This is a genomic window from Pseudomonas sp. SG20056, assembly GCF_031764535.1.
In the GTDB taxonomy this organism is placed as follows: domain Bacteria; phylum Pseudomonadota; class Gammaproteobacteria; order Pseudomonadales; family Pseudomonadaceae; genus Aquipseudomonas.
Window position 1 is genome coordinate 2,609,246 of sequence record NZ_CP134499.1, and the last position, 25,166, is coordinate 2,634,411.

Genomic DNA, 25,166 nt, shown 5'->3' on the forward strand with positions numbered 1-25,166 from the left:
CAGTGCGGATGCCAGGATGCTACTGGCCCGGCGCGTGAGAGGTTATGGCATAGTCGGCCAATCGGTTGTGACTTTCGGACAAATCAGCGGATAACTGCATGTCGACCATTCCCTACAGCCTGCCACGACGCAGTATCACCAGTGCGCAACTGCTGACCCAGTTAGGCCTCGATCACGGTTTGAGTGTCGAGCAGTGCCTGCGCGACACCGGCCTCAGCCCCCTGCAACTGGCCGAGTTGCACAGTGAAATCGAAGGCGCGCAGGAACTGCAGCTGATCCGCAACCTGATCGAAGCCCTGCCCACACAGGACGACCTCGGCCTGCAAGCCGGTCTGCGTTATCAACTGACCACCTATGGCATCTGGGGTTACGCCCTGCTCAGCAGTCAGAGCTTCCGCCAGGCTGCCGACCTGGGCCTGCGCTACCTGGACCTGACCTTTGCCTTTAATCGCATCAGCTTGCGTGAAGACGCCGACCAGGCGCATCTGCAGTTGGACGGCAGCCATTTGCCGGATCAGGTGCGCGACTTTCTCCTGCTGCGCGACACCGTGGCAGTGATGGTGATTCAGCGCGAACTGACCGGCAACCGCATGCCCCTGGATCGCGTACAACTGAGCATGCCGGCGCCGGCTGACACTGCACGCTTTGTCGAGCAATTCGGCCTGCTGCCGGAGTTTGCCTGCGCAGAGAACCGCATCAGCTTTTCCCGTCACCTGCTTGATCTGCCACTGCCCCGCGCCAATCCGCACAGCGCTCAGCTCTGCGAGCAGCAATGCCAGGCTCTGCTGGCCAAACGTCAGGTGCGCAGCGGCCTGGCCGGGCAGATTCGTGATCGCCTGTTGAGTACACCGGGTCGGCTGGCAGATATGGAAGTCATCGCCAGCGAGCTGAACATCAGCAGCCGTACCCTGCGCCGTCGTCTGGAAGAACAAGGCAGCAGCTTTCGCCAGTTACAGGAAGAAGTGCGCCAGGCCCTGGCCGAAGAACTGCTGGCCATCGCCAGCCTGAGCCAGGAGGAGATTGCCGAGCGCCTGGGTTATAGCGAGGTGTCGAATTTCCTGCATGCCTTCAAGCGCTGGAAAGGCCTCACGCCTGGGCAGTATCGTCAAACTCTGGCCTGAAAATACGACTGACAAGTCGTCGGTGCATATGGCACTTTGCCATTTCATCCGCCAAATTGGCACTTTCCACCCTCAAGCCAGCGGCCATTTGCGCCGATACTGCTGTACAACCAACTGACTGGAGTTTTCATGCGACAGGGTTTCCTTGGGCAGTTCCTGCCACATGATTTGACCGACCAGGCTAGCGTTCTGTTGGCTCGTACTCTCGCCTTCAGTGCCCTGTGCAGCGTGGTCATTGGCCTGTACAGCTGTATCAAATGGGGCCGCCTGGGTAACGACGCGCTGATGTATGGCTCGTTGCTGCTGGTACTCGGTATGCCGCTGATGCTGCTGGTACTGCGCAGCGCCGTGCTGCCGCTGGCGGTCGCCGCGAACATGGCCCTGGCCTGCATGGCCAGCTACTCGATGCTGCTGATCTACCAATTGGGCGGCCTGCATTCGGCGCATATCTACTGGCCGGCGGTAATCATCGTCTTCGCCTACCTGCTGGCCGGTGCGCGCAGCGCCATGGTCTGGAGCCTGGTGCAGGTGCTGTTCGTGTTCTGGCTGATCCGCCTGGAACGCAGCGGTGCCAGCCTGCCGGTATTCGAACTGAGCCCGCGCGATGCGGCGGTGAACACCTACTCCGGGTTTATCCTGCCGGTGCTGACCGTCTGGTTGGCGCAGTGGTACAGCGCGCAACTGCGTAACCAGGCGCTGTCCGATGCCGAACAGGCGCTCAATGAATCTCGCGAGTTCGGTCAGCGCGCCGCGCGCAATCAGGATCAACTCGGCGGCATTGTCGATGACGTGCGCAGCACCGCCAGCGACCTGCTGCAAATGGCCGGCCAGTTGCAACAGACCCTCGGCGGTATCCGCCAGCGCTGCCAGAGCATCGACACCGATGTGCAACAGCAGGCCGATGCCATGCACCAACTGGATCTGGCGCTGCATGAAGTGCTCGACAGCCTCGCCGCCAGCACCGGCCATATGCAGCAGCTCAGCCAGGACACCCAGCACAGCAGCAGCCAGGTGAATACCTGCGCACAGCGCATGGAAGATGCCCAAGCCAGCATGCAGGCCATTCAGCAGAGCAACCAGCGCATTGCCGAATCCATGCAGATGATCAGCGCTATCGCTCAGCAAACCAATCTACTGGCACTTAACGCCGCCATCGAAGCGGCGCGGGCTGGCGAGCATGGCCGCGGCTTTGCGGTGGTGGCCGATGAAGTACGCAACCTCTCACAACGCAGCAATGAAACCGCCGACACCGTACAGAACGTACTGGGCCAGTCGCAGCAGATCATCGATACCGGGGCGATGCAGGTCAGTGAAGTAGGCAGCGCGCTGAGCAGCAACGCCGGGCTGACTGACAACCTCTCCAGCTCGATTCTGCAACACAGCCAGGCGCTTACCCAGGCGCACCAGCAACTGTTGCATGTGCGCGACAACAGCGCCGCGCAACGCGATGCCAGCCAGCGCCAGCGTGCCGCCAGTGCCGAACTGCTGGATGCTCAGGAGTCGCTGGTGCACCTGGGCCAACAGCTGGAGCAGCTGTCGCATCAGTTGCATCAGCGCGTGGCCAGCGCTTAGCGAGCACGCCCCCTCTCCCAAGCCTGGGAGAGGGTAAACGTCAGTTTGAAAGTCAGTTCTGCGCTGACAGCCAACCGAACGGCGGTTATTGTTCGGCCATGAACCCATCACCCCACACCCTGTTACTGAGCTACCAGCCGCCCTGGCAGTGGCAACAATTCCACGCGCACTTTGCTCTGCGTGCCCTTGCAGGAGTGGAAAACCTGCAACCGCAAAGTTATGCACGCAGCGTGCTACTGGGTGGCCAACGTGGCTGGTTTCGCGTGCAAGCGCTGGCGGATCAACACGCCCTGCAACTGCAGTACAGCGAATCGCTGCAGCCCTGCCTGGCAACACTTACCGCGCGGGTGCGCAAGATGTTTGATCTGGACTGCCAGCCGCAGCAGATCAGCGCACACTTTGCCAACGATACGCAGCTCGGCCCGCTGGTGGCGCGTAATCCCGGTTTGCGTTTGCCGACTGCTTTCGAGCCCTTCGAGCAGGCCGTGCGCGCCATTGTCGGCCAGCAGGTCACGGTCAAGGCGGCAGTAACCATCACCGGCCGCCTGGTTACCCGTCTGGGCGAGGAGCTGCAGTGTGCCGATGCGCCCGCTATTCAACGGCTGTTCCCTAGTCCTAGCGCCATCGCCGACGCCAATCTGGATGGCATCGGCATGCCCGGCAAACGCGTGCAGACCTTGCAGCACTTCGCTGCGCAGGTAGCCAGCGGGGCTCTGCGTCTGGATTTGCAAGACGGTTACACGGCCTTTGTCGAGCAGCTGTGCGCCCTGCCCGGCATTGGCCCGTGGACGGCGGAATATATTGCCCTGCGCGCCTTCGGCGAGGTTGATGCCTTTCCTGTCAGTGACTTGGGCCTGCTCAAAGCGCCGGTGTGGGGCGCGAATGGCATCGACGCCAAACAGCTCAAGGCCCGCGCCGAAGCATGGCGACCCTGGCGCGCCTATGCCGCCGCGCACCTGTGGCACAACTACTCGGAGGGTTGAAGCGATGTTCTACCGCTACCACGACAGTCCAATCGGTCGCCTGCTGTTGGTCGCTGACGAAACCGGCTTGCAGCAATTGCTGATGGATATCGACGGCAAGCCCTGGCATATCGGCGAACACTGGCGCAGCGCCGCCGATGAACTGGATGAGGTGTGCAGGCAACTGGATGAGTATTTTGCTGGGCGTCGACAGCGCTTCGAAGTGCGCTTGGCGCCGCAAGGCACGGCGTTTCAACAGGCCGTATGGCAGGCGCTGCAGGCCATCCCGTTTGGCAGCACCAGCTGCTACAGCGCCCTCGCCGCCGAAATCGCACGGCCCAAGGCAGTGCGCGCCGTCGGTGCAGCCAATGGCGCCAACCCGATTGCCATCATCATTCCCTGCCATCGGGTGATCGGCCGTGACGGCAGCCTCACCGGTTATGCCGGCGGCCTGCCGCGCAAGGCGCTTTTGCTTAAGCTCGAAGGGGCGCAGCTACCGGAACAGCGCTTGCTGAGCATTTAGCCTAGGGTTGAACCCGCGCCAACACGCGCGCCGGAGCCTCAAGCGGCAATGCCAGAATCAGACCCTCGCCAGATGCTGGGTAGATGCCGGTCAGCGCGGTGATATTGACCTGATGGGAGACCAGCACCAACGACGCACCACGCGGTTGTGCATTGATCTGCTCGATCAGCGCGGCGGTTTGCTCACGGGCGGTGTTGGGTGTTTGAAAGAATGAATCCAAAGCAGGCAGCGCTTCGACTGCGCCCAAGCCCATTTCGCGGGCCGTATCCTGAGCGCGGCACCAGCGGCTGCTGAGCAGACGCGGCTCGATCCACTGGCTACGCAACAACTGTCCCCAGCGCTGCGCCTGCTCACGGCCAACTTGATTGAGGTTGCGCTGGGTGCGGCAATCATTCAGCTGGAAATTCGCCGGATCACCCGTACCGGGCGCTGTGGCATGGCGCAACAGCAGCACGGCGCGGCCTTCACGCAGCGCAGCCCAGGCGTGCTTATCGCTGGCCTGAACCGCGCCACTCAGCAGACAAAGCGCCATTAACCATGCGCCTGCCCGCAGCATGGCTAGAACTTGACCGTGCCACGCGGCCCCATCAACGCCCAGATGATCAGACCGATCACTGGCAGCAAGACGATCAGCAATATCCACAACACCTTGATGCCCGTCTCGGCGTTGCTTTTGATCACGCTGAGAATCGCCCAGATATCCAGCGCCAGAATGACCAGACCCAGTAAACCGTTGAACATTGAACCCATATGGTGTCGCTCCTATGCGAAGGAATCGCCTAGCTAGGATAGCCGCTCGCCGCAAGAGTTCAGCAGATTGATTACTCAGCAATCATCCAAGCCAGCAAACGCGGCGGCAAAATCACCGGCTAGCGGGGTAAAAACCGGCACGTGTGGGCTGGCAAACAGGCGCAACACGGCAAAGCGCGGATGCTCGCCGCCGTCGAACCAATGCGCAGTACCAGCGGGGATCAGAACCAGATCGCCCCTCTCGCACAACAGGCTGTAGACGTACTCGCCGATATGCAGCGCCAGCAGGCCACGCCCGGCCAGGTAGTAATGCAGATGAGCCGCCTGACAAGATTGCTCTGCGCGCAGGCTTCGGACCAGCTCACTGCCCTCACCGCGCTCATCACACAGACTCAGCACCTCGGCGCAGGCATAACCATGCTGGCTCAGCAACTGGTCGACCTGCACTCGGCTGACCGCCAGCAGCTCGTCACTGGCTATACCGGCCGTAACCGGCTGCTGAACCGGCACCTGACTGAATTGCACGCCAACAGCAGCCAGGGTACTGGCGATGTCTTCGACGTGGGTCAGCAGCTTGTTCGGGTACTCGGGCGAAGACTGGTGGTAGACGGTCAGGCTGCTCATGGTCAGGGCTCTCGTACGGTTTCAATTCAGATAATCAAGTCTAGGGTCGCTCATCGCGCATATAGCGCGCGGTAATCACCGCAGCCGCCAGGGCAATCAGGCTGGCGATGGCAAAGGTCCAGGCCGCACCGAGGCTGTGCCAGCTATAGCCCGAATACAACGCGCCCAATGCACCGCCCACGCCCGCCAGCGCGGCATACAGGGCTTGGCCTTGCCCCTGCTGGCGATCGGCAAAGCTACGCTGAACAAAATGCATGGCCGCCGCATGGAAGCTGCCAAAAGTCGCCGCATGCATCAGCTGAGCGAACAGCAGTACCGGCAAGTGCCCAGCCAGATTACCCAGCAACAGCCAGCGCACGGCAGTAATCAGAAAGCTCGCCAGCAGCACGGTACGCAGGGAATAGCGCGCCAGCAACCGGGCCATAAACATAAACAGCACAATTTCGGCCAATACGCCCAGCGCCCACAGCTGGCCGATCACCCCGCGCGAATAGCCGAGCGCTTCCAGGTGCAAACTGAGAAAGGTGTAGTACGGGCCATTGCTCAACTGCATCAGCCCGGCGCTGAGGTAGAAGGCGAGAATCCCCGGCCGCCGTAGTTGCTGGAGAAAGCCGCCCTGCTCCAGGGTGTTGGGACGCAACTGCGGCTGTGCATTAGGCACCCACCAACTGCTCAAGACGATACCGCTCATGATCAGAATCAGCGCCCAGGGATAGGCATCCAGGCTGAGCAACTCGAACAGCTTGCCGAGGCCCACCACGGCGACGATAAAGCCGATGCTGCCCCACAAGCGAATCTGGCTGTAGCGCGCCGCCTGCTCTTTGAGATGGGCAAAGGTGATGACTTCAAACTGCGGCAGCACCGCGTGCCAGAAGAACGCATGCAGCGCCATGATCAGCGCCAGCCAGGCGTAGCTCTGGCTGATAAAGATGCCGGCAAAGCACAGCAGCGTGCAGAGCGCGCCAAAACGCACAATGGCCAAGCGCCGGCCCGTGTGATCGCCCAGCCAACCCCAGATATTCGGCGCAATGCAGCGCATCAGCATGGGAATGGCGATCAACTCACCGATCCGCGCGGCGGAAAACCCCAGGTGATCGAAATACAGCGCGAGAAAGGGCGCGGTGGCGCCGAGCAGCGAGAAATAGAAGAAGTAGAAACCGGACAGACGCCAGTACGGCAAAACCGGGCTCATGCTGAGCACAAACCCGGCAGCGTGCTGCGGAGCGCACGTGGCCGCGCAGCAGCGCTGATCACAGCTGTGGCAGCACCGGCGTGCTGACCCGCACATCGGCATTCTGCGCGCGGTGGCGCAGCAGGTGGTCCATCAGCACGATGGCCATCATCGCCTCAGCGATTGGTGTAGCGCGGATGCCCACGCACGGGTCGTGACGGCCCTTGGTGATGATATCCACCGGGTTGCCGTGAACATCGATCGAGCGCCCCGGCGTGGTGATGCTTGAGGTCGGCTTGAGCGCCAGATGGGCCACAATCGGCTGACCGCTGGAAAGCCCGCCGAGAATGCCACCGGCATTGTTCGAGAGGAAACCTTCAGGGGTCATCTCGTCACGGTGCTCGGTGCCGCGCTGCGCCACGCTGGCGAAACCCGCACCGATTTCCACGCCCTTGACAGCGTTGATGCTCATCAGCGCATGGGCCAGTTCGGCGTCCAGGCGGTCGAAAATCGGCTCACCCAGGCCTGGCATCACGCCTTCGGCGACCACGGTGATTTTCGCGCCGACCGAATCCTGATCACGGCGCAGCTGGTCCATATAAGCTTCCAGCTCCGGCACCTTGTCCGGATCGGGGCTGAAGAAGGCGTTCTGTTCGACGCTGTCCCAGGTCTTGAACGGAATTTCAATCGGGCCGAGCTGGCTCATGTAGCCGCGAATCACGATGCCCTGGGTCGCCAGGTATTTCTTGGCGATGGCACCGGCGGCCACACGCATGGCGGTCTCGCGCGCCGAACTGCGGCCACCACCGCGGTAGTCGCGGATGCCGTATTTGTGGTGATAGGTGTAATCGGCGTGAGCCGGACGGAAAGAATCCTTGATCGCCGAGTAGTCCTTGGACTTCTGGTCGGTATTGCGGATCAGCAGGCCAATCGAGCAACCGGTGGTCTTGCCCTCGAACACCCCGGCAAGAATTTCCACCTCATCGGCTTCCTGGCGCTGGGTGGTATGGCGGCTGGTGCCCGGTTTGCGACGATCAAGATCGCGCTGCAGGTCTTCCAGGCTAATCTCCAGCCCCGGCGGACAGCCATCGACAATGGCGACCAACGCCGGGCCATGGCTTTCGCCGGCGGTGGTGACAGTGAACAGCTTGCCGTAGGTATTGCCGGACATGTGCAAAACGCTCCGCGAAAATCAGCTCCGAGGCTACGCCAGCCGGCGCAAAGCCTCATTTGGATAAAGGCGGCGAGTATACCCGTGGCGTCCGCACAGATCATCCTCGAACCTTCAGGGCAGATAAACGTCAAAGAAGCTCACCCCCGGCAGTTCCTTTCCATGACCCGAGCTCTTCTGTTGCCCCTTCTTCTCTGCAGCGCCCTGCTAAATGCCGCGCCCAACGCCGCCCACAACACCACCGCACACAGCAGCGTGCAGCAACCCATGCGCCTACAGACCGGCGAGGGCACGCTGCATGGCACGCTGCTCAAGCCCAGCAGCACCAAGCCGGTGGCCGTGGCGTTGCTGATTGCCGGCTCAGGCCCCACCGACCGTGACGGCAACAACCCCGAAGGCGGCCAGAGCGACAGCCTCAAGCGCCTGGCGCAAAGTCTGGCCAAACAGGGCATCGCCAGCCTGCGCTATGACAAACGCGGTGTAGCCGGCAGCCGCGCCGCCACCCCGGATGAACGCGACCTCAGTGTTGAGGGGTATGTCAGCGATGCCGTGGGCTGGGCACAGCTGCTCAGGGCTGATCCGGCGTTTGACCGACTGATTCTGATCGGCCACAGCGAAGGTGCGCTGATTGCCAGCTTGGCGGCCGAACAGGCCCAGGCCGATGCCCTGGTGGCGATTGCCGGCAGCTCGCGGCCGATTGATCAGTTATTGCGTGAGCAACTCGCCGCTCGCTTGCCCCCGCACCTCATGGCGCAGAGCAATCACCTGCTTGACCGCCTATTGGCCGGGCAACTCACCCCGCAAGTACCCAAAGACCTGCAGGTGCTGTTTCGCCCCAGTGTGCAGCCCTATTTAATTTCGCTGCTGCGGCAGAACCCCGGTCAGGCCTTTGCTCGCCTGCAGATTCCGGCGCTGATCGTACAAGGCAGCCACGACGTTCAGGTCAGTGTTGCCGATGCCCATGCCTTGCAGGCGGCCAAGCCGGATGCCGAGTTGCTGATCATCCCCGGGATGAACCATCTGCTGCGCATCAGCGCGCTGGATTTACCGGCGCAACTGGCCAGCTACGACAATCCTCGGCTACCGTTGGCACAGGGGTTGGGCGAGCAGATCGCCCAGTTCATCCAGCGCAGCGGCAAAAAGCCAGCCTCCAGTTAGCCGAGCGGCGGCCGATAAGCGCATCAGACGACACCTGAAGATGTCGCGCACAGGATCGCCGTGTATGACTGACAACCCAGAACCACAGAACGATACCGACGCTGCTTCGCAGGAGGTCGTCGAGCAAGCCCACCCGTGGGCCGATCTTGCGCCCGAGCACTTTCGCCTCTTGCGCCTGACCGCCTTACCCACCGACCGCCACACTGGCGCACGCCCCTTGCGCTTTATCCAGTTCGGCCGCGTCGAGCGGCTGGGCAAGCAACAGAGTTTGCTGCGTTTAACTTTGCAGCTCCCCGGTCAGCGGGTGCGCAAGGAGCAAAATATTCTCGAAGTCTGGGCCGATCACGAACAACGCCTGCTCAGTTTCGGCCCCGACAGCGCACTGCAGGTGCAGCCGGAAAACCGAGGTTTAGGGCGCTTTATGCTGGCCCAGGGGATTAGCTGGGCACGCCAGCACTTCGCCCACTATCAAGTGGCCAACACCACGCTGCCCAGCAAGGACGCCTTCAGTGAAGAAGCCCGTGCGCGGCGCGACCACTGTCTGCAGGCCCAGGGCTTTGTCGTCGAGTACCTCGATCCACTGAAGATCAAGGCACATTGCGTCGCACCACGGGTCAGCTCACTGCATGGCAACTGGCATACGGAAAAAGTGCAGATCGTCGAACTGCTGGACGCTGCCAGCATGCTGCAGCAGGCTGACCAGAGCCTGCGCGAGCAAGAAGTGAAAGTACGCAAACTGGAAGAGCGCATTGAGGTGTTCAAACGCGAAGACAACGGTCTGCGCTTCACCATTACCTGCCTGGTGGCCTTCTGCGTGTTTCAGGCGGGGTTGCTGATATGGATTGCCACGCGCTAGAGGGTGGCGCGGGCCTGGCGATACTGCCCTGGCGCCACGCCATAGGCCTGTTTGAACTGCCGGCTCAGATGACTCTGGTCGGCAAACCCCAGCTGCATCGCCACACTCAGCGGCGCACAGCCATTCCTTAATAACGCCCGAGCCTGTTCCAGGCGGCGCTGCATTAGCCAGCTATGCGGCGGCAGGCCGGTAGCGCGGCGGAATACGCGCGCGAAATGAAATGGTGACAAGCCCACCGCCTGCGCCAGTTCCTCCAATGACGGGGGCGACGCCAGCTGGCTGCTGAGTAATTCCTTGGCGCGGCTGACCGCATGCGGCTCATGGCCCGGTGCCAGGACCTCAGGCAGATGCGCATGGCGCTGAAACAGCAGCAGAATCGCCTCACGCCAGGCAGTTTGCAGCTGCAGCGCCGACGCCTGGCTGTCCAGTAATTGATGCAAGGTGACGAACTGGTGATGCAGCTGTGGATCATGCAGCACGCTGAGCGCGAATGACGGCATGTCCTGCTGACCCCACTCCAGCTCTGCGAGCACGCCGCATACCTGCGCATTGTCCGGGTAAAAACCGCGGTAATGCCAACCCAGATCATGGGCTTTGGAGCCGGTATGCAGCTCGTCCGGATTGATCAGCACCATGCTGCCGGCCGGCGCCAGATGATCGCTGCCGCGATGACGAAAGCGCTGCGCACCATGTTCAATCACGGTAAAGACAAACCCTTCATGCACATGCGGGGAAAAGCGCTGCTCAACATAATGCGCCTGCAACAGCTCTACCCCGCCCAACTCGCGTGATTGCCAGAACCGTGTCTGCTCGCTCTGTGCCTGCCCCATGCCTCAACCGCTGAAACGCGCCTCCAGCTGCTGCTTGATCGCCGGCCAGTCGTGATCCGTGATGCTGTACAACACGCTGTCGTCCAGACGCCCGTCCGCCAGGCGGCGATGGTTACGCAGCAGACCTTCGCGCTGTGCGCCGAGCTTTTCGATGGCACGTTGCGAACGTAGGTTGCTCGCAGCGGTTTTAAGCTGAACGCGTACCAGCCCCCAGTGCTCAAAAGCGTGCTTGAGCATCAGGTACTTGATAGTGGTATTAAGGCCCGTGCCATGCTGGCTGCGATCCAGCCAGGTCCAACCAATTTCCGCAGCCGGCAAGGTGTTCATAAAGTCGCCGAAACGGGTGGTGCCTACCAGCTGGTCGCCCAGGCGAATCACAAAGGGCAAGGCCCGCCCTTCACGCTGTTCGAGCAGGCCCTGGCGATACCAGTCGAGGCGCTGGCTGCCACTCATATAGATCAGCTCCTGGCGATTGGCTTCAGCCAGACTGATCAGGGCGGGAATATCGGCATCGACCATGGGCTCGATGCGTAATCCACCACGTTGCAGGGTTATCAGTTGCGGCTTGAACATAGGGTCCCTCCTCGGACAGAGTCGCAGGCGCGACACGCTAACAGGGCCAACACGTGTGCACAATCCACAACAGCAACAGGTTCTACGTCAGTGCGACCTTGGTCGTGCCTGACGCATCGCGACTTTGCTGCGAGACTGACACCCATCATCTGCCGTCGACGCTGATGCGGTAGGCTCTGGGCAGCCGCTGCGCTGCCAGATAAGACCCCGGCAGCCCCCTATAGTTTGTTTTCGGAGTTTGCATGACCCTGTCTAGCGGGCTGATCGCCGCGGTTGCGCTGATTTACATGGCCATTCTGTTCGCCATCGCTTTCTACGGCGACCGCCGCGCCACGCCTATGCCGCCCAAGATTCGCGCCTGGGTCTACAGCCTGTCACTGGCGGTGTACTGCACCAGTTGGACTTTTTTCGGCGCAGTGGGCCAGGCCGCCGAGCAACTCTGGTCGTTCCTGCCAATCTACCTGGGGCCAATCATCATTCTGGTCTTCGCGCCCTGGGTGCTGCAGAAAATGGTGATGATCAGCAAACAGGAAAACATCACCTCGATTGCCGACTTTATCGCCGCGCGCTACGGCAAATCCCAGGCGCTGGCGGTGGTGGTAGCACTGGTCTGCCTGGTTGGCGTATTGCCCTATATCGCCCTGCAGCTCAAAGGCATCGTGCTCGGGGTCAACCTGCTCAGCGGCGCTGGCGCCGGCGCCAATGGCACCGGCGCTCAGGACACCGCGTTGATCGTCTCACTGGTGCTAGCACTGTTCACAATATTGTTCGGTACGCGCAACCTGGATGTCACCGAACACCACCGCGGCATGGTCCTGGCAATTGCCTTCGAATCGCTGGTCAAACTGCTGGCCTTCCTCGCCGTTGGCACATTTGTGACTTATGGCCTGTACAACGGTTTTGGCGACCTGTTCGACCAGGCCAAGGCCAACGCCGAACTGGAGAGTTTCTGGGCAGAAACGGTGAACTGGCCGGCGATGATGACCCAGACGGGGCTGGCGATGATCGCCATCATCGCCTTGCCTCGGCAGTTTCATGTGGCCGTGGTGGAAAACATTGAGCCCAAGGATCTGCGCCTGGCGCGCTGGGTGTTCCCCGCCTACCTGATACTCGCCGCGTTGTTTGTGGTGCCTATTGCCTTGGCCGGGCAGATGCTGCTGCCGGCCGGCGTTACCCCCGACTCCTTCGTAATCAGCCTGCCGCTGGCCGAAGCCCATCCGGCGCTGGCCATGTTGGCCTTTATCGGCGGCGCATCGGCGGCTACCGGCATGGTGATTGTCGCCTCCGTGGCGCTCTCCACCATGATTTCCAACGACATGCTGCTGCCCTGGCTGCTGCGCCGGCAGAACACCGAGCGGCCCTTCGAGGCCTTCCGTCACTGGATGCTTACCGCGCGCCGCGTGAGCATCGTAGTGATCCTACTGCTGGCCTATGTGTGCTACCGCCTGCTCGGTTCCAACGCCAGCCTGGCAACCATCGGCCAGGTCTCCTTCGCCGCCATCGGCCAGCTGGCACCGGCGATGTTCGGCGCGCTGGTGTGGAAACAGGCCAACCGCCAGGGCGTGTTTGCCGGGCTGTTCTTCGGTGCGCTGATCTGGTTCTACACCCTGGTCATGCCGCTGGTAGCACGCGGCCTGGGCTGGCCAGCGGATGCCTTGCCGGGTGTACAAACCCTGCTCTACGGTCCGATTGGTTTCCAGGTCGATCCGCTGACCCGTGGAGTGGTGCTGTCGCTGGCTGGCAACTTCCTGCTGTTTGCCTGGGTCTCCTACTTCTCGCGCACCCGGGTGGCCGAGCATTGGCAGGCCGGGCGCTTTATCGGCCATGACCTGGGCAACAAACCGAGTAACCGCAGCATGCTCGCGGTGCAGGTCGGCGACCTGTTGCTACTGGCCAACCGCTTTGTCGGTGAAGACCGCGCGCGGCAAAGCTTTATGCGCTTTGCCTACCGCCAGGGCAAAGGCTTCGACCCCAACCAGACAGCCAACAGCGAATGGATCGCCCACACCGAACGCCTGCTGGCTGGTGTGCTCGGTGCCTCATCGACCCGCGCGGTGGTCAAGGCGGCCATTGAAGGCCGCGAGATGCAGGTCGAGGACGTGGTGCGCATCGTCGACGAAGCCTCGGAAGTGCTGCAGTTCAACCGCGCGTTGCTGCAAGGCGCCATCGAGAACATCACCCAAGGCATTAGCGTGGTCGACCAGTCGTTGCGCCTGGTGGCCTGGAACCACCGTTATATCGAGCTGTTCAACTACCCCGACGGCCAGGTGTATGTCGGCCGGCCAGTGGCGGAGCTGATCCGCTTCAATGCCGAACGCGGCCTGCTCGGCGGCGGCGATATCGAGGAACACGTCAGCAAGCGCCTGTACTGGATGCGCCAGGGCACTGCGCACACCTCCGAGCGGTTGTTCCCTAACGGCCGGGTGATCGAGCTGATCGGCAACCCGATGCCCGGTGGCGGTTTCGTTATGAGCTTTACCGACATCACCGAATTCCGCGAAGCCGAGCGCGCGCTCAAGGACGCCAATGAAGGCCTGGAACAACGGGTCAGCGAGCGTACCCAGGAGCTGTCGCAGCTGAACCAGGCTCTGACCGAAGCCAAGGGCGTGGCGGAAGCCGCCAACCAATCAAAAACCCGCTTCCTCACCGCCGTCAGCCATGACCTGATGCAGCCGTTAAATGCCGCGCGGCTGTTCTCCGCCGCGCTGTCCCACCAGGACGATGCCCTGCCCGCCGACGCCCGCGAACTGGTGCGCCACCTCGACAGCTCGTTGCGCTCGGCTGAAGACCTGATCAGCGACCTGCTGGATATCTCGCGCCTGGAAAACGGCCGCATCACCCCGGACCGCCACGCCTTTGTACTGAACAACCTGTTCGATACCCTCGGCGCGGAATTCAAGGTGCTGGCCGCCGAACACGGCGTGGACTTCCGCCTGCGCGGCAGCCGCCTACGGGTCGACAGCGACATCAAACTGCTGCGACGCATCCTGCAGAATTTCCTGACCAACGCCTTCCGCTACGCCAAGGGCCGTGTGCTGCTCGGCGTGCGCCGCAAGGGCCAGCAGCTGCGCCTGGAAGTCTGGGATCGCGGCCCGGGTATTCCCGACGATAAACGCAAGGTGATTTTCGAAGAGTTCAAACGCCTGGACAGTCATCAGACCCGCGCAGAAAAAGGCCTGGGCCTGGGCCTGGCGATTGCTGATGGTTTGTGCCGAGTGCTCGGCCATCAGCTGGAAGTACGCTCCTGGCCGGGCAAGGGCAGCGTATTCAGTGTCACCATTCCCCTGGCCCTGAATGCCGAGCCGCCCGTACTGGTCAGCCAGCCCGAGCACAATGGCGAGGCGCTGGCCGGCATCCAGGTGCTATGCATCGACAACGAAGACAGCATCCTCGCCGGTATGCACAGCCTGCTGTCACGTTGGGGTTGTCAGGTGAGGACGGCGCGCAATCGCCTGGAGTGCGAACATCTGCTGAGTGAAAACGTGCGGCCGCAACTGGCACTGGTGGACTATCACCTGGATGACGGCGAAACCGGCACCGAGCTGATGGCCTGGCTGCGCACCCGTTTGGGCGAGCCGCTACCGGGCGTGGTGATCAGTGCCGACGGCCGCCCCGAGCTGATCGCTCAGGTGCATGCCGCCGGCCTCGACTTCCTGCCCAAGCCGGTCAAACCGGCGGCCTTGCGTGCGCTGCTCAGCCGCCATCTGACGCTACGCTGATCAGCCATTCAGGCGTTGCTGGAACAACTCCTGATGCTCGCGGCACTGCGCAGCCGCGAGCAGGAATACACCGTGACCGCCACGCTCGAATTCCAGCCAGGTGAAATCGACTTCCGGGTACAGCGCCTCGACATGCACCTGGCTATTACCGACTTCGATAATCAGCAAGCCCTTTTCGGTCAGATGATCCGCCGCCTCAGCGAGCATGCGCCGCACCAGGTCTAGGCCATCGTCGCCGCAGGCCAAGCCCAGCTCAGGCTCGTGCTGGTATTCGGCCGGCATATCGGCGAAATCCTCAGCATCCACATAAGGCGGGTTGGAGACGATCAAGTCAAAACGCTGCCCCGGCAGCCCGGCAAAACCATCGCCCTGCACGGTGTACACGCGCTCATCCAGGCCGTGACGCTCGATGTTCTGATTGGCCACTTCCAGCGCCTCAAACGACAGATCACCCAGCACCACTTCGGCCTCGGGAAACTCGTAGGCACAGGCAATGCCGATGCAGCCCGAGCCGGTGCACAAATCGAGAATCCGCGCCGGCTCCATCGCCAGCCAGGGCTCGAAGTGCTGCTCGATCAGCTCGCCAATCGGTGAACGTGGAATCAGCACGCGCTCATCGACAATAAACGGCATGCCGCAGAACCAGGCCTCGCCCAACAGATAGGCGGTCGGTACGCGCTCGTCGATACGCCGTGCGAGTAAGGCATGCAGATGCGCATGCTCGTCGTCTTCCAGGCGGCAATCGAGGTAGCTGTCGGCGATTTCGTAAGGCAGGTGCAGGGCACCAAGCACCAGCTGGCGGGCCTCATCCCAGGCATTGTCGGTGCCGTGGCCGAAGAACAGTTCCTCGCCATGAAACCGACTGACCGCCCAGCGAATGTAATCGCGCACGCTGCGCAGGCGGGTTGGGTAGGTATGTGTGGCGTCAGTCACGGCAGCTCTCCGCAGAAAAAGTGCGCCATTCTAGCAGCCTGCCGTACCTGCCCGCGCCGGGCGCAGTGCTGATCTAGCGGCGCGACGCATTGCTGACCATAAAGGCCGCCACAGTCACAATGTAGGCCTGCCCAAGCCTTATGCGCATCAGTATAATTTTGTTACCAATTTCTAACCCTTCCCCTCCCTTCTCAAGACATTCCTAAAAATGGTCATAGATCCCTTCTCGATCACGGGCTTGCTCGTGCTGGCGATATTCCTGATTGGCATGACGCTGATCGTTTTTGAAGCACAACTGGAGATGGATAAGTTCAAGCCGGCGATGTTCATGATGTCCGGTCTGATCGTTATCGGTGCCCACTACGCGTTTTACGACCCCAATGGCTTTCAGTTCTTCCTGCATGCGCAGAGCGAGATCAAGGAAGAGCTGTTCGGCCTGATCGCCTTTATGGCGTTTATGTGGATGGTGGTCGAGCTGCTCAACGAGCGGAACGTCTTCACCGCACTCAATGGCTACCTGATGCGCAAGGGCCTTGGCGCACGCGGTATGTTCTGGGCCACTGGCGCGCTGTCGGCGCTGCTCTCGCCGTTTCTCAACAACATCACCACGGCGATGATCTTCGGCAAGACGGTGAAGAACATCTCGACCAATCAGCGCTACACCCATATCTCGCTGTGCAACATCGTGGTCGCCTCCAACTCCGGGGTGTGGTTTCTCGGCACCTCGACCAGCCTGATGGTGGTGCTGGCCGGCAAGATCAGCATCGCCGGCCTGCTGTTGCTGATCCCCTCGGCGTTGATCGGCTGGCTGTTGTTCGCCGCCACGCTGCACTTCTTCTATCTGCGCAAACTCGATGGCCAGAGCCTGATCCAGGTGGCTGACCAGGCCGAGTCTGCGCTTAAACCCGGCGGCGCGGGCCTGGCAGTAGTCGGTTTCTTCGCGGTGTTTGGCGCGGTGCTGTGCAATATCCTGCTGAAAGTCAGCATCGAGTTCGCCATCGGCATCGGCCTGGGCATCGTCGCCCTGTATGCCTGGCTGCTAATGCGCCGCGGTATCGAGCTGCCCTGGCAGGATCAACTGCAAAAGGTCGAGTGGAACGCCCTGCTGTTCTTTATCGGCATCATCACTTCGGTGGCCTGCCTTAACCACGTCGGCTGGCTGTCGTATATCTCGCGGCTGTTCGAAGTGCTGCACCCCACCGCAGTCAACGTGGTGCTTGGGGTGGCGTCTGGGGTGATGGATAACGTGCCCGTGGAAGCGGCTGCGCTGATGTCCAACCCACAGCTGGGGCTCAATCAGTGGGCGCTGAATGCGCTGATGGTGGGGATTGGCGGCTCGCTGACGGTGGTCGGTTCCGCTGCGGGAGTCATGGCGATGTCACTGGACAAGACTTACAGCTTTGCTGTGCACCTGAAGTTTCTGCCGGCCATTCTGGTCAATTTCTTCGGCTCACTGGGTATCTGGTACCTGCAGTTCGAACTGTTTGGCCTGTACTAAAAACGAAAGCGCCAGAGCATGCTCTGGCGCTTGTCGATGCGCTGCGGCATTTACACGCGCCGCCGCTAGTCTCGTTTAAGGTGTAGTTCGCGCAGCACAGCGATGGAAATCGCCACGGCGAACAACAGCCAGAAATGCTCGGAAAACAGTGCAATCAGGTTCATATTGCAGCTCCTTTGCTTGAAATCGCCGTTCCTCGGCAGCCCCCCGATTCTGCTCGCCACATAGGCGACACGCAAGATCATCGACCACAAAGGTTCACAGCAGCGCAGCACAGGCGGACAATGGGTGGACTGTCCATGCCAGCCTGGAGTTCCTGCCATGTCCACCCCTAAAACGATGTTCGCCCTCACTGGCCGCAGCCATGCGCCCGCCAGCCTGAGCAATGCGACCTTGCTGATCATTGATGCGCAAGAGGAATACCGCAGCGGCGTATTGCAATTACCGGGGCTGGATGCCGCACTGGAAGAAATCGCCAAACTGCTGGCCGCCGCCCGTCACCTGGGCAGCGCCATCGTTCACGTCAAGCATTTGGGCATCCCCGATGGCCTGCTCGACCCACGCGGCCCACGCGGTCTGCATCTGCCGGAAGCCGCGCCGCTACCGGGCGAAATCATCGTCGAGAAGCGCATGCCCAATGCCTTCAACGGCACCGAACTGCATGATCGTTTGCAGGCCCTGGGCCACCTGGACTTGATCGTCTGTGGCTTTATGACCCATTCGAGCATCAGCACCACAGTGCGCGCCACCAAGGACTATGGTTATCGCTGCACCGTGGTAGATGCCGCTTGCGCCACCCGCGACCTGCCAACGCTCGACGGTCAGGTGATCAGCGCCGCCGACATGCACCGTGCCGAGATGATCGCCCTGGCCGACAATTTTGCCGCCGTGGTGCCCTGCGCCAGCGCCTTAATCTGAATAACCGACAGCGCGTAACAGTTCGCAACTTGCACAGAGGCTGAGCGGCGTAGTTGAACCCCTCCAGCCTAGCCCGGTCATACCGCCGATAACCACCGAGGAAATTGGCATGAGGAAATCGGAATGAAACACTCCGATGGTTTCGATGCACGCCGCCTGCGCCCACGCAATGCCAGCAACTGGCGCCTGCGCCTGGGCGCTGGCTTGGCCGCGTTGTTTGCCACATTCGGCGTACTGCTGAGCATGGCCGGCATCGCCACCCTGCTCGGCCAACCTGCCGCACTCGGCCCGCTGAACGAATCGCCAGCCGCCGCCAGCGTATTTGTCGTGATCGGGCTGCTGTTGCTGACCTTCGGCGTGCTGCTGTGGCGCCGCTGCCGACGCCGCCTGCGCCGTCCCAGCGACCTGAGCATGGCCCCACATCTGATGAAAAAGCGCGACTGAGTGCCGGGCAGCTTGGTTACACTAACGGCCTTCGCGGAGATCTAAATGCAAGACGACGATTTTTCCCTATTCAAAGCCGAGTTGCGCGGCGTCAAACCGATCAAGCATGACCGCGCCGACACCGGCAAACCGAAACCCAACCGTGCCCAACTGGCCACCCTGCGCCAGGCCGCCACGGCGCGCGTGGATTCGGTCAAGGTCGACGGCCTGTCCGACCAGTTCGTGATCGATGTCGGTGCCGAAGACCCGCTGTACTGGGCCGGCAACGGCGTGCAGGACGGCCAGATGCGCAAACTCAAGCTGGGCCAGATCAGCTTCGAGGGCAGCCTTGACCTGCACGGCATGAGCGTGGAAAAAGCCCGCGACACCCTCTGGGAATTTATCGCCGAGGCCAACAAGCTGGAGGTGCGCTGCGTGCGCGTCACCCATGGCAAGGCTGTGCGCATGGATGGCCGCAAACCAATGATCAAAAGTCACGTCAACACCTGGCTGCGCCAGCATCCGCAAGTGCTCGGCTTTACCTCCTGCCTGGCCAAGCACGGCGGCACTGGCGCGGTGTATGTGATGCTCAAGCGCACCATGATGGATGGCCGCGACGAATAAGCCCCTGCGGCTGGCGGCTTGCGCACTTGCCAGCCCGACCCTCGCGGCCTAACCTGCGCCCTTCAGAAAGACCTACGAGATTGTCCATGTCCCTGGAACAGCAATACACCGAGATCCTTGGCCAACTTGGCGAAGACGTATCCCGCGAAGGCCTGCTCGACACGCCCAAGCGCGCCGCCAAAGCCATGCAGTACCTGTGCAAGGGCTATCAGCAGACCCTCGAGGAAGTCACCAACGGCGCGCTGTTCAGCTCCGATAACAGCGAAATGGTGCTGGTGAAGAACATCGAGCTGTACTCGCTGTGTGAACACCACCTGCTGCCTTTTATCGGCAAGGCACATGTCGCCTATATCCCCAATGGCAAGGTGCTCGGCCTGTCGAAGGTTGCACGCATCGTCGATATGTATGCACGCCGCCTACAGATTCAGGAAAACCTCAGCCGGCAGATCGCCGAAGCCATCCAGCAAGTCACCGGCGCCCTCGGCGTGGCGGTGGTAATCGAAGCGCAGCACATGTGCATGATGATGCGCGGCGTGGAAAAGCAGAATTCCTCCATGGTCACCTCGGTGATGCTCGGTGAGTTCCGTGAAAACGCCGCCACCCGCAGTGAATTCCTCAGCCTGATCAATAACTGATCAAGCCCTGCTGCAGAAGAAACCGGCCCCGCGCCGGTTTTTTTCTGCCTGCATGTTCTCAAGGTGCGCGGCGATATTCCGCCAAAAGCCGCAATAAATCCGCCTGGGCATGGCGAGATCACGCCACCTAGAACCACTGAGTGACCCACTGCAACTGCGGCAGCGCGCCGCAGTCCAGCGCTTTGCAGCGGCGGGCATGCTTCTTGCGATTCTTTCGATTAGCACCAGGCAACGCCAGTCGCCGCGCCTTGGGCTGCTGCTGTTATGCATACGACGCCCTGCACACCCTGCCCCGCGCCTGTCGCCTGCCGACGGGCCAGCACGCTATTGCCACACGCCTGACCCCGTGTCGGCGCAGGCCGTCACTTTGACTTCACCGATAAGATGGTTGGTTTAATGAAAAAGCTCCTGTTGACCCTGCTGTGCCTGAGCGTGATTGGCTGCGCCAAGCACCCTGAGCCGGAAAAATCCGTGGATGTTCTGCTGATTGGCGGCGGCATCATGAGTGCCAGCCTGGGCACCTACCTCAATGAACTGGAGCCGGGCTGGAGCATCGACATCTACGAGCGCCTCGACCGCGTCGCCGATGAAAGCTCCAACGCCTGGAACAACGCCGGCACCGGCCACTCGGCCTTCTGCGAGCTGAACTACACCCCGCAACTGGCCGATGGCAGCATCGACATCAGCAAGGCCGTGGCGATCAACGAGTCGTTCGAGATTTCCAAGCAGTTCTGGGCCTATCAGGTTGAACGCAAGGTGCTCAACAATCCGCCTTCGTTTATCAACAACGTGCCGCACATGAGCTTTGTCTGGGGTGATGACAACGTCGAGTTCCTCAAGAAGCGCCATGCCGCTCTGCAAGCCAGTTCGCTGTTCCGTGGCATGGAATATTCCGAAGACCCGCAGCAGATCAAGCAGTGGGTACCGCTAGTGATGCAAGGCCGCGAGCCTGGGCAGAAGCTCGCCGCGACCCGCGTATCGATCGGCACCGACGTCAACTTTGGTGAAATCACCCGCCAGCTGTTCGGCTCGCTAAGCCAGCAGGACAACGTCAGCCTCAACCTGCAGCATGAAGTGCGCGGTATCGAGCGCAATGCCGACAACACCTGGAACGTGCAGGTGGCCGACCTGGCCAACGGCGGCGCAGAGAAAACCATCAACGCCAAGTTCGTGTTTATCGGCGCTGGCGGCGCGGCTCTGAAACTGCTGCAGATGTCCGGTATTAGTGAAGGCGAAGGCTATGCTGGCTTCCCGGTGGGCGGCTCGTTCCTCGCCACCAGCAACCCGGAAATCGTCGCTCAGCATCAGGCCAAGGTTTACGGCAAAGCTTCGGTCGGTTCGCCGCCGATGTCCGTACCGCACCTCGACACCCGTGTAATCGAGGGCCAGAAGGTGTTGCTGTTCGGACCGTTCGCCACCTTCTCCACCAAGTTTCTGAAAAACGGCTCGCTGCTCGATACCTTCAGCGCCCTGACCACCGACAACATCCTGCCGATGACCCACGCCGGCATCGATAATTTCTCGCTCAGCACCTACCTGATGGGCCAGCTGATGCTCAGCCAGGAAGACCGCATGGATTCGCTACGCGAGTACTTCCCCAATGCCAAATCGGAGGATTGGGAGCTGATCCAGGCTGGCCAGCGCGTGCAGATCATCAAGAAAGACGCTGAACACGGCGGCATCCTGCAATTCGGCACCGAAGTGGTCAGCGCCGCCGATGGCAGCCTCGCCGCCCTGCTCGGCGCCTCGCCGGGTGCTTCGACAGCCGCACCGATCATGCTCTCGGTGCTGGAGAAGACCTTTAAGGACAAGCTGCAGAGCCCCGAATGGCAAACCAAGCTGAAAGAAATCATCCCGTCCTACGGCCAAAAGCTGAACGACGACCTGGCGCTGACCAACCAGATCCGCGCCTGGAGTAGCGAACGCCTGCAACTGGAGTTCGTTGAAGTGCCACCGCTGGCCCTCACCCCAGAGGTCAGCCAGGCGCAGTAAGCGCCTGCCGGCAATGCAAATTGCCAGAAGCACCTTCTACCGTCGTCTCGCGCGACACAAGCTGCGGCCATGGATGGCACGCAATAAAAAACCGGCCACAAGCCGGCCAATGCACTCCCACACACCCTGCCAAAGCTAGCCTTTCGCAGGGTGTTTTTATTCAGGGCCGTAACCATGCAACCAGCAACAGCATTCGATATCGGTCAGCGCAGACGCAGCGCTCATCTGCACGCCGCATCTTTGATACAAATCACGGGTTCATAAACCCAGCAAAACCACTATCAACTGGCACTGCTGGCCAGCAGGCAATTGCAGCTGAGGCATGTAGAGACATGGGGCATCTCCATGCGGAGCAATTTACCCCCCAACGTTCTAGTCACTCGAAGCAGCTACCCAATAGCTAGATTAAGCTGGGAGGTATTGGCGGAAAATTATCCACATAAAGCCAGTCTCTCTGGATGCAACTCATGGCCTGTCATTTATCTGCGCAACGCGACAGGCATGGTTTGCATCCTGTAACAGGCCACAACCAGCCGGAGGCAATCAGTGGCAAATGCCATTTCATCTGTCTACCTAGCACTATGCGACGCCATAGGGTGGGCGATCTGCTCCAGCGCACAGCCACTGCCCAGGCATTCACGGCTCATCGCCAATCGCAATCCGCTGGCAACCGCCACAGTGCTAGAGCGCTGCCAATGCGCGACTAGCAACCTGCGCCGGGTCAGTAGCTTGGTAGGTCTAAACCTTGCGCTGATGCATGGCATGGCGTCAGCACAGACAATTGAATTGTCGGCTGCCGACTTCTTGGCACCGCAAGTACCCGCAGTGGAGGCCTTGTTGCGCACGGCCGGCTTTGAGCCGGCAATAACGCTCGTACCAGCTGCGCGCTCGCTGCTTATGTTGCAGCGCGGTGAAGTTGATGCCGAGTTCTTTCGTCAGCCTGGCGCAGTAGCGTCCTTTCGTGAGCAGGTACATCTGGTCGGACCGCTCAGTTGCTCAACAAATTACGCCTTCGTGCACAGGGACAGCAGCTGGGTAATTAACGCTGCAGAGGACTTGCGTGATTTACGTGTCGGCATACTGAATGGCAACAAGCTGGCCACAGACCTGTTGGATAAGCAGGGCATCCAACACGACAAGCTCATCAGTCGCGAAAATATGTTCCTGATGCTGGAGCGTGGTCGCCTGGACATCGTCATAGAGCCCGAACGCAGCGGATTGACCTCACTGCAGCAGACAGGGCTGAGTAAGACCCTAGAGCGTCGTGGACCTGCGCTTACCAACCTGCCGAACTATCTGGTTCTGCGCAAACACGTGGAACAATGGGGGCCGCGCCTGGACCGCGCAGCAGCTCAGGTATTACGCAGCGGGCAATGGCATCAATGGATCGAAGTGATAAATGAAGGATTGGGCATTCCCAAACATGTCGGCCTGGGCTGCCTACCAAAGCCCGATGCAGAACTGCCCGACAAACGACCTACTGCCCCTTGAACGGCACCCGCGGTTTGCTGCGTAACGGGTCGAGCAGGCCCGACAGACCGTTGTGATCAATCTCCTGCATCAGCGCCAGCAGCCGGCCGATTTCTCCCTGGGGAAAACCTTCGCGGGCAAACCAGTTGAGGTAATTACCCGGCAGATCGGCGAGCAAACGGCCTTTGTATTTGCCGAAGGGCATTTCGCGGGTTACCAGCAACAGCAGGTCTTCGGGTTTCATCGCAGGCTCGGCAGGGTCAGGCATCGAGCGCGGATTATGCCGTTCGACCGGGACCACGGCCAGCGTCGGGCCAATCGCAGCAAACTCGGGTAAGCTGCGCGCCCGTATTTAGCTACCCAAGGTTTGCCCCCGCATGATTATCAAGGCACTGCGCATTGGCCTCGGCCAGTTGATCATCTTCCTCGACTGGATCAGCCGTCCGGCCAAGCTTAAACGCACCCCAGAAGCTCAGGCTGCGGTCGAGCAAAGCGCCCGCAACCTGGCGCTGTACCAATTCCACGCCTGCCCGTTCTGCGTCAAAACCCGCCGCACCCTGCACAAGCTCAATGTTCCAGTGGCCCTGCGCGACGCGAAGAACGACGCCCAGGCGCGCAGTGAACTGGAGCAGCAAGGCGGCAAGATCAAGGTGCCGTGCCTGCGCATCGAAGAAAACGGCCAGAGCACCTGGCTGTACGAGTCCAAGGCGATCATCGCTTATCTCGACGAGCGCTTCGCTACTGCCTGATCAGGCAATCGGGGCCGCCTAGCGGCCCCAACAGCTCAAGGCTGCACAGCCTGCAACTCGCTCGCGAAAAACTGACTGCCCTGTTGCTGCGCAACAAAACTCACTTTGTCGCCCACCTTAAGCCCCTCCAGCTGGGCGGCGTCCTGCACCTGAAACACCATGGTCATCGGCGGCATGCCGATATTGGCCAACGGCCCGTGGCGCAGGGTGATTTTCTGGTTGGCTGCATCAATCTTGCGTATCTCGCCCTGGCTTGCCGCCGCAGCGCTGTTGGTGACCGGAGCGGCGCTGTGCTGGCTGGCAAATACGGGGCTGGCCAGCGCGCAGGCCAAGGCGATAACACTCAGTAAATTTTTCATGGTCGATCCTCTGCTTGGGTAAGGGGTTAGTTGGTCAGCACACGAATGCGGCCAACCATGCCTGCCTGATAGTGGCCGGCGATCAGGCAGGCGAAGTCGAATTCGCCAGCACGGTTGAAGGTCCAGATGATCTCGCCACTCTGCCCCGGAGCGACGTGGGCCATATACGGCTCGTCGTGCTGCATGCCGGGGAACTTGGCCATCAGCGCCGCGTGCGCATCCAGATCCGCCTGGGTGCCCAGCACGAACTCATGCAGCAACTTGCCCTGGTTACGGTGCACAAAGCGGATGGTCTCGCCCTGCATGACCTCAAGTTGGTCGGGGCTAAAGCGCATCTGGTCGCTCATGCCTATTTCGATGGTACGGCTGACCTGCCCAGGCTCACCGGCAATACCCCAGGGTTTCTGCTCTTTGACTATGGCAGCGCTGTGCTGCGCAGCGTGTTGTTCGCTATGGGCCAGCACGGGGCCGCTAAGCAGCATGCCCGCCAGGGCGAGTGCCAACGGCAAATAAGCTGTCTGTTGCATGGACTGCC

General features: G+C 61.1%; 26 protein-coding genes. 15 read left to right on the forward strand and 11 right to left on the reverse strand.

The window, feature by feature from the left end; translation table 11 throughout:
* Nucleotides 1-98 precede the first annotated feature (98 nt).
* The 4 genes from RHP75_RS12470 (at nucleotide 99) to RHP75_RS12485 (ending at nucleotide 4,178) form a co-directional block, all read left to right on the forward strand.
* Entirely contained in the window at nucleotides 99-1,121 is a 1,023-nt protein-coding gene (locus RHP75_RS12470; RefSeq protein WP_311088454.1) for an AraC family transcriptional regulator, read from the forward strand.
* A 1,032-nt stretch (nucleotides 1,122-2,153) separates the two neighbouring features.
* Nucleotides 2,154-2,693, forward strand: coding sequence for a methyl-accepting chemotaxis protein (locus tag RHP75_RS21335; protein ID WP_409079740.1), 540 nt, complete (start codon nucleotides 2,154-2,156; stop codon nucleotides 2,691-2,693).
* Nucleotides 2,694-2,791: 98 nt separating this feature from the next.
* On the forward strand, nucleotides 2,792-3,676 hold the full coding sequence (locus RHP75_RS12480; RefSeq protein ID WP_311088456.1) for a DNA-3-methyladenine glycosylase: 885 nt from the start codon (nucleotides 2,792-2,794) through the stop codon (nucleotides 3,674-3,676).
* Between the two features lie 4 nt (nucleotides 3,677-3,680).
* The gene (locus RHP75_RS12485; protein ID WP_311088457.1) at nucleotides 3,681-4,178 is read left to right on the forward strand and encodes a methylated-DNA--[protein]-cysteine S-methyltransferase; all 498 of its coding nucleotides are present in this window, start codon (nucleotides 3,681-3,683) and stop codon (nucleotides 4,176-4,178) included.
* 1 nt (nucleotide 4,179) lies between these two features.
* On the opposite strand, the gene RHP75_RS12490 is transcribed toward RHP75_RS12485, so the two are convergent.
* The 5 genes from RHP75_RS12490 to aroC all read right to left on the reverse strand — a co-directional run bounded on the left by RHP75_RS12490 (nucleotide 4,180) and on the right by aroC (nucleotide 7,894).
* Entirely contained in the window at nucleotides 4,180-4,710 is a 531-nt protein-coding gene (locus RHP75_RS12490) for a histidine phosphatase family protein (protein WP_311088458.1), read from the reverse strand.
* 26 nt (nucleotides 4,711-4,736) lie between these two features.
* Nucleotides 4,737-4,928, reverse strand: coding sequence for a PLDc N-terminal domain-containing protein (locus RHP75_RS12495; RefSeq protein WP_090385447.1), 192 nt, complete (start codon nucleotides 4,926-4,928; stop codon nucleotides 4,737-4,739).
* A 75-nt stretch (nucleotides 4,929-5,003) separates the two neighbouring features.
* Nucleotides 5,004-5,552 (reverse strand): acireductone dioxygenase, encoded by a 549-nt coding sequence (locus RHP75_RS12500; RefSeq protein WP_311088459.1) that lies wholly within the window; start codon nucleotides 5,550-5,552, stop codon nucleotides 5,004-5,006.
* 40 nt (nucleotides 5,553-5,592) lie between these two features.
* Nucleotides 5,593-6,744 (reverse strand): MFS transporter, encoded by a 1,152-nt coding sequence (locus tag RHP75_RS12505; protein WP_311088460.1) that lies wholly within the window; start codon nucleotides 6,742-6,744, stop codon nucleotides 5,593-5,595.
* A gap of 58 nt (nucleotides 6,745-6,802) precedes the next feature.
* Nucleotides 6,803-7,894, reverse strand: coding sequence for a chorismate synthase (gene aroC, locus RHP75_RS12510; protein WP_311088461.1), 1,092 nt, complete (start codon nucleotides 7,892-7,894; stop codon nucleotides 6,803-6,805).
* Between the two features lie 162 nt (nucleotides 7,895-8,056).
* Between aroC and RHP75_RS12515 the strand changes: the two genes are divergently transcribed.
* Nucleotides 8,057-9,052 carry an alpha/beta fold hydrolase gene (locus RHP75_RS12515; RefSeq protein WP_311088462.1) on the forward strand — a complete coding sequence of 332 codons (996 nt, stop codon included), beginning with the start codon at nucleotides 8,057-8,059 and terminating at the stop codon, nucleotides 9,050-9,052.
* A 64-nt stretch (nucleotides 9,053-9,116) separates the two neighbouring features.
* Entirely contained in the window at nucleotides 9,117-9,908 is a 792-nt protein-coding gene (locus tag RHP75_RS12520; protein ID WP_311088463.1) for a hypothetical protein, read from the forward strand.
* Here RHP75_RS12520 and RHP75_RS12525 read toward each other — a convergent pair.
* Together RHP75_RS12525 and RHP75_RS12530 are read right to left on the reverse strand one after the other, a co-directional pair.
* The gene (locus RHP75_RS12525) at nucleotides 9,905-10,738 is read right to left on the reverse strand and encodes an AraC family transcriptional regulator (RefSeq protein ID WP_311088464.1); all 834 of its coding nucleotides are present in this window, start codon (nucleotides 10,736-10,738) and stop codon (nucleotides 9,905-9,907) included. The genes RHP75_RS12520 and RHP75_RS12525 overlap by 4 nt on opposite strands.
* 3 nt (nucleotides 10,739-10,741) lie before the next feature.
* The gene (locus tag RHP75_RS12530; protein WP_311088465.1) at nucleotides 10,742-11,311 is read right to left on the reverse strand and encodes a GNAT family protein; all 570 of its coding nucleotides are present in this window, start codon (nucleotides 11,309-11,311) and stop codon (nucleotides 10,742-10,744) included.
* Between the two features lie 242 nt (nucleotides 11,312-11,553).
* Between RHP75_RS12530 and RHP75_RS12535 the strand changes: the two genes are divergently transcribed.
* Nucleotides 11,554-15,030 carry a hybrid sensor histidine kinase/response regulator gene (locus RHP75_RS12535; RefSeq protein WP_311088466.1) on the forward strand — a complete coding sequence of 1,159 codons (3,477 nt, stop codon included), beginning with the start codon at nucleotides 11,554-11,556 and terminating at the stop codon, nucleotides 15,028-15,030.
* Here RHP75_RS12535 and prmB read toward each other — a convergent pair whose 3' ends face one another.
* The gene (gene prmB, locus RHP75_RS12540; protein WP_311088467.1) at nucleotides 15,031-15,963 is read right to left on the reverse strand and encodes a 50S ribosomal protein L3 N(5)-glutamine methyltransferase; all 933 of its coding nucleotides are present in this window, start codon (nucleotides 15,961-15,963) and stop codon (nucleotides 15,031-15,033) included.
* A 208-nt stretch (nucleotides 15,964-16,171) separates the two neighbouring features.
* Here prmB and nhaD point away from each other — a divergent pair, with 208 nt between their 5' ends.
* The 7 genes from nhaD to RHP75_RS12575 all read left to right on the forward strand — a co-directional run bounded on the left by nhaD (nucleotide 16,172) and on the right by RHP75_RS12575 (nucleotide 23,544).
* Nucleotides 16,172-17,461, forward strand: a complete 1,290-nt coding sequence (nhaD, locus tag RHP75_RS12545) for a sodium:proton antiporter NhaD (RefSeq protein WP_311088468.1) — start codon at nucleotides 16,172-16,174, stop codon at nucleotides 17,459-17,461.
* A 321-nt stretch (nucleotides 17,462-17,782) separates the two neighbouring features.
* Nucleotides 17,783-18,379 carry a cysteine hydrolase family protein gene (locus RHP75_RS12550; protein ID WP_311088469.1) on the forward strand — a complete coding sequence of 199 codons (597 nt, stop codon included), beginning with the start codon at nucleotides 17,783-17,785 and terminating at the stop codon, nucleotides 18,377-18,379.
* Nucleotides 18,380-18,502: 123 nt separating this feature from the next.
* Nucleotides 18,503-18,823, forward strand: a complete 321-nt coding sequence (locus tag RHP75_RS12555; RefSeq protein ID WP_311088470.1) for an LPXTG cell wall anchor domain-containing protein — start codon at nucleotides 18,503-18,505, stop codon at nucleotides 18,821-18,823.
* 45 nt (nucleotides 18,824-18,868) lie between these two features.
* The gene (locus RHP75_RS12560) at nucleotides 18,869-19,426 is read left to right on the forward strand and encodes a Smr/MutS family protein (RefSeq protein WP_311088471.1); all 558 of its coding nucleotides are present in this window, start codon (nucleotides 18,869-18,871) and stop codon (nucleotides 19,424-19,426) included.
* A gap of 86 nt (nucleotides 19,427-19,512) precedes the next feature.
* Nucleotides 19,513-20,061, forward strand: coding sequence for a GTP cyclohydrolase I FolE (folE, locus tag RHP75_RS12565; protein WP_090247849.1), 549 nt, complete (start codon nucleotides 19,513-19,515; stop codon nucleotides 20,059-20,061).
* A 396-nt stretch (nucleotides 20,062-20,457) separates the two neighbouring features.
* Nucleotides 20,458-22,053 (forward strand): malate dehydrogenase (quinone), encoded by a 1,596-nt coding sequence (gene mqo, locus RHP75_RS12570; protein WP_311088472.1) that lies wholly within the window; start codon nucleotides 20,458-20,460, stop codon nucleotides 22,051-22,053.
* A 546-nt stretch (nucleotides 22,054-22,599) separates the two neighbouring features.
* Nucleotides 22,600-23,544 carry an ABC transporter substrate-binding protein gene (locus RHP75_RS12575; protein WP_311088473.1) on the forward strand — a complete coding sequence of 315 codons (945 nt, stop codon included), beginning with the start codon at nucleotides 22,600-22,602 and terminating at the stop codon, nucleotides 23,542-23,544.
* On the opposite strand, the gene RHP75_RS12580 is transcribed toward RHP75_RS12575, so the two are convergent.
* Nucleotides 23,531-23,767 carry a DUF3820 family protein gene (locus RHP75_RS12580; protein WP_257779558.1) on the reverse strand — a complete coding sequence of 79 codons (237 nt, stop codon included), beginning with the start codon at nucleotides 23,765-23,767 and terminating at the stop codon, nucleotides 23,531-23,533. The genes RHP75_RS12575 and RHP75_RS12580 overlap by 14 nt on opposite strands.
* A gap of 133 nt (nucleotides 23,768-23,900) precedes the next feature.
* On the opposite strand from RHP75_RS12580, the gene RHP75_RS12585 reads away from it, so the two are divergent.
* Entirely contained in the window at nucleotides 23,901-24,272 is a 372-nt protein-coding gene (locus RHP75_RS12585) for a glutaredoxin domain-containing protein (RefSeq protein ID WP_311088474.1), read from the forward strand.
* 35 nt (nucleotides 24,273-24,307) lie between these two features.
* On the opposite strand, the gene RHP75_RS12590 is transcribed toward RHP75_RS12585, so the two are convergent.
* Together RHP75_RS12590 and RHP75_RS12595 are read right to left on the reverse strand one after the other, a co-directional pair.
* Nucleotides 24,308-24,631, reverse strand: a complete 324-nt coding sequence (locus tag RHP75_RS12590; RefSeq protein ID WP_311088475.1) for a copper-binding protein — start codon at nucleotides 24,629-24,631, stop codon at nucleotides 24,308-24,310.
* 26 nt (nucleotides 24,632-24,657) lie between these two features.
* Nucleotides 24,658-25,158, reverse strand: coding sequence for a cupredoxin family protein (locus RHP75_RS12595; RefSeq protein WP_311088476.1), 501 nt, complete (start codon nucleotides 25,156-25,158; stop codon nucleotides 24,658-24,660).
* Nucleotides 25,159-25,166 lie beyond the last annotated feature (8 nt).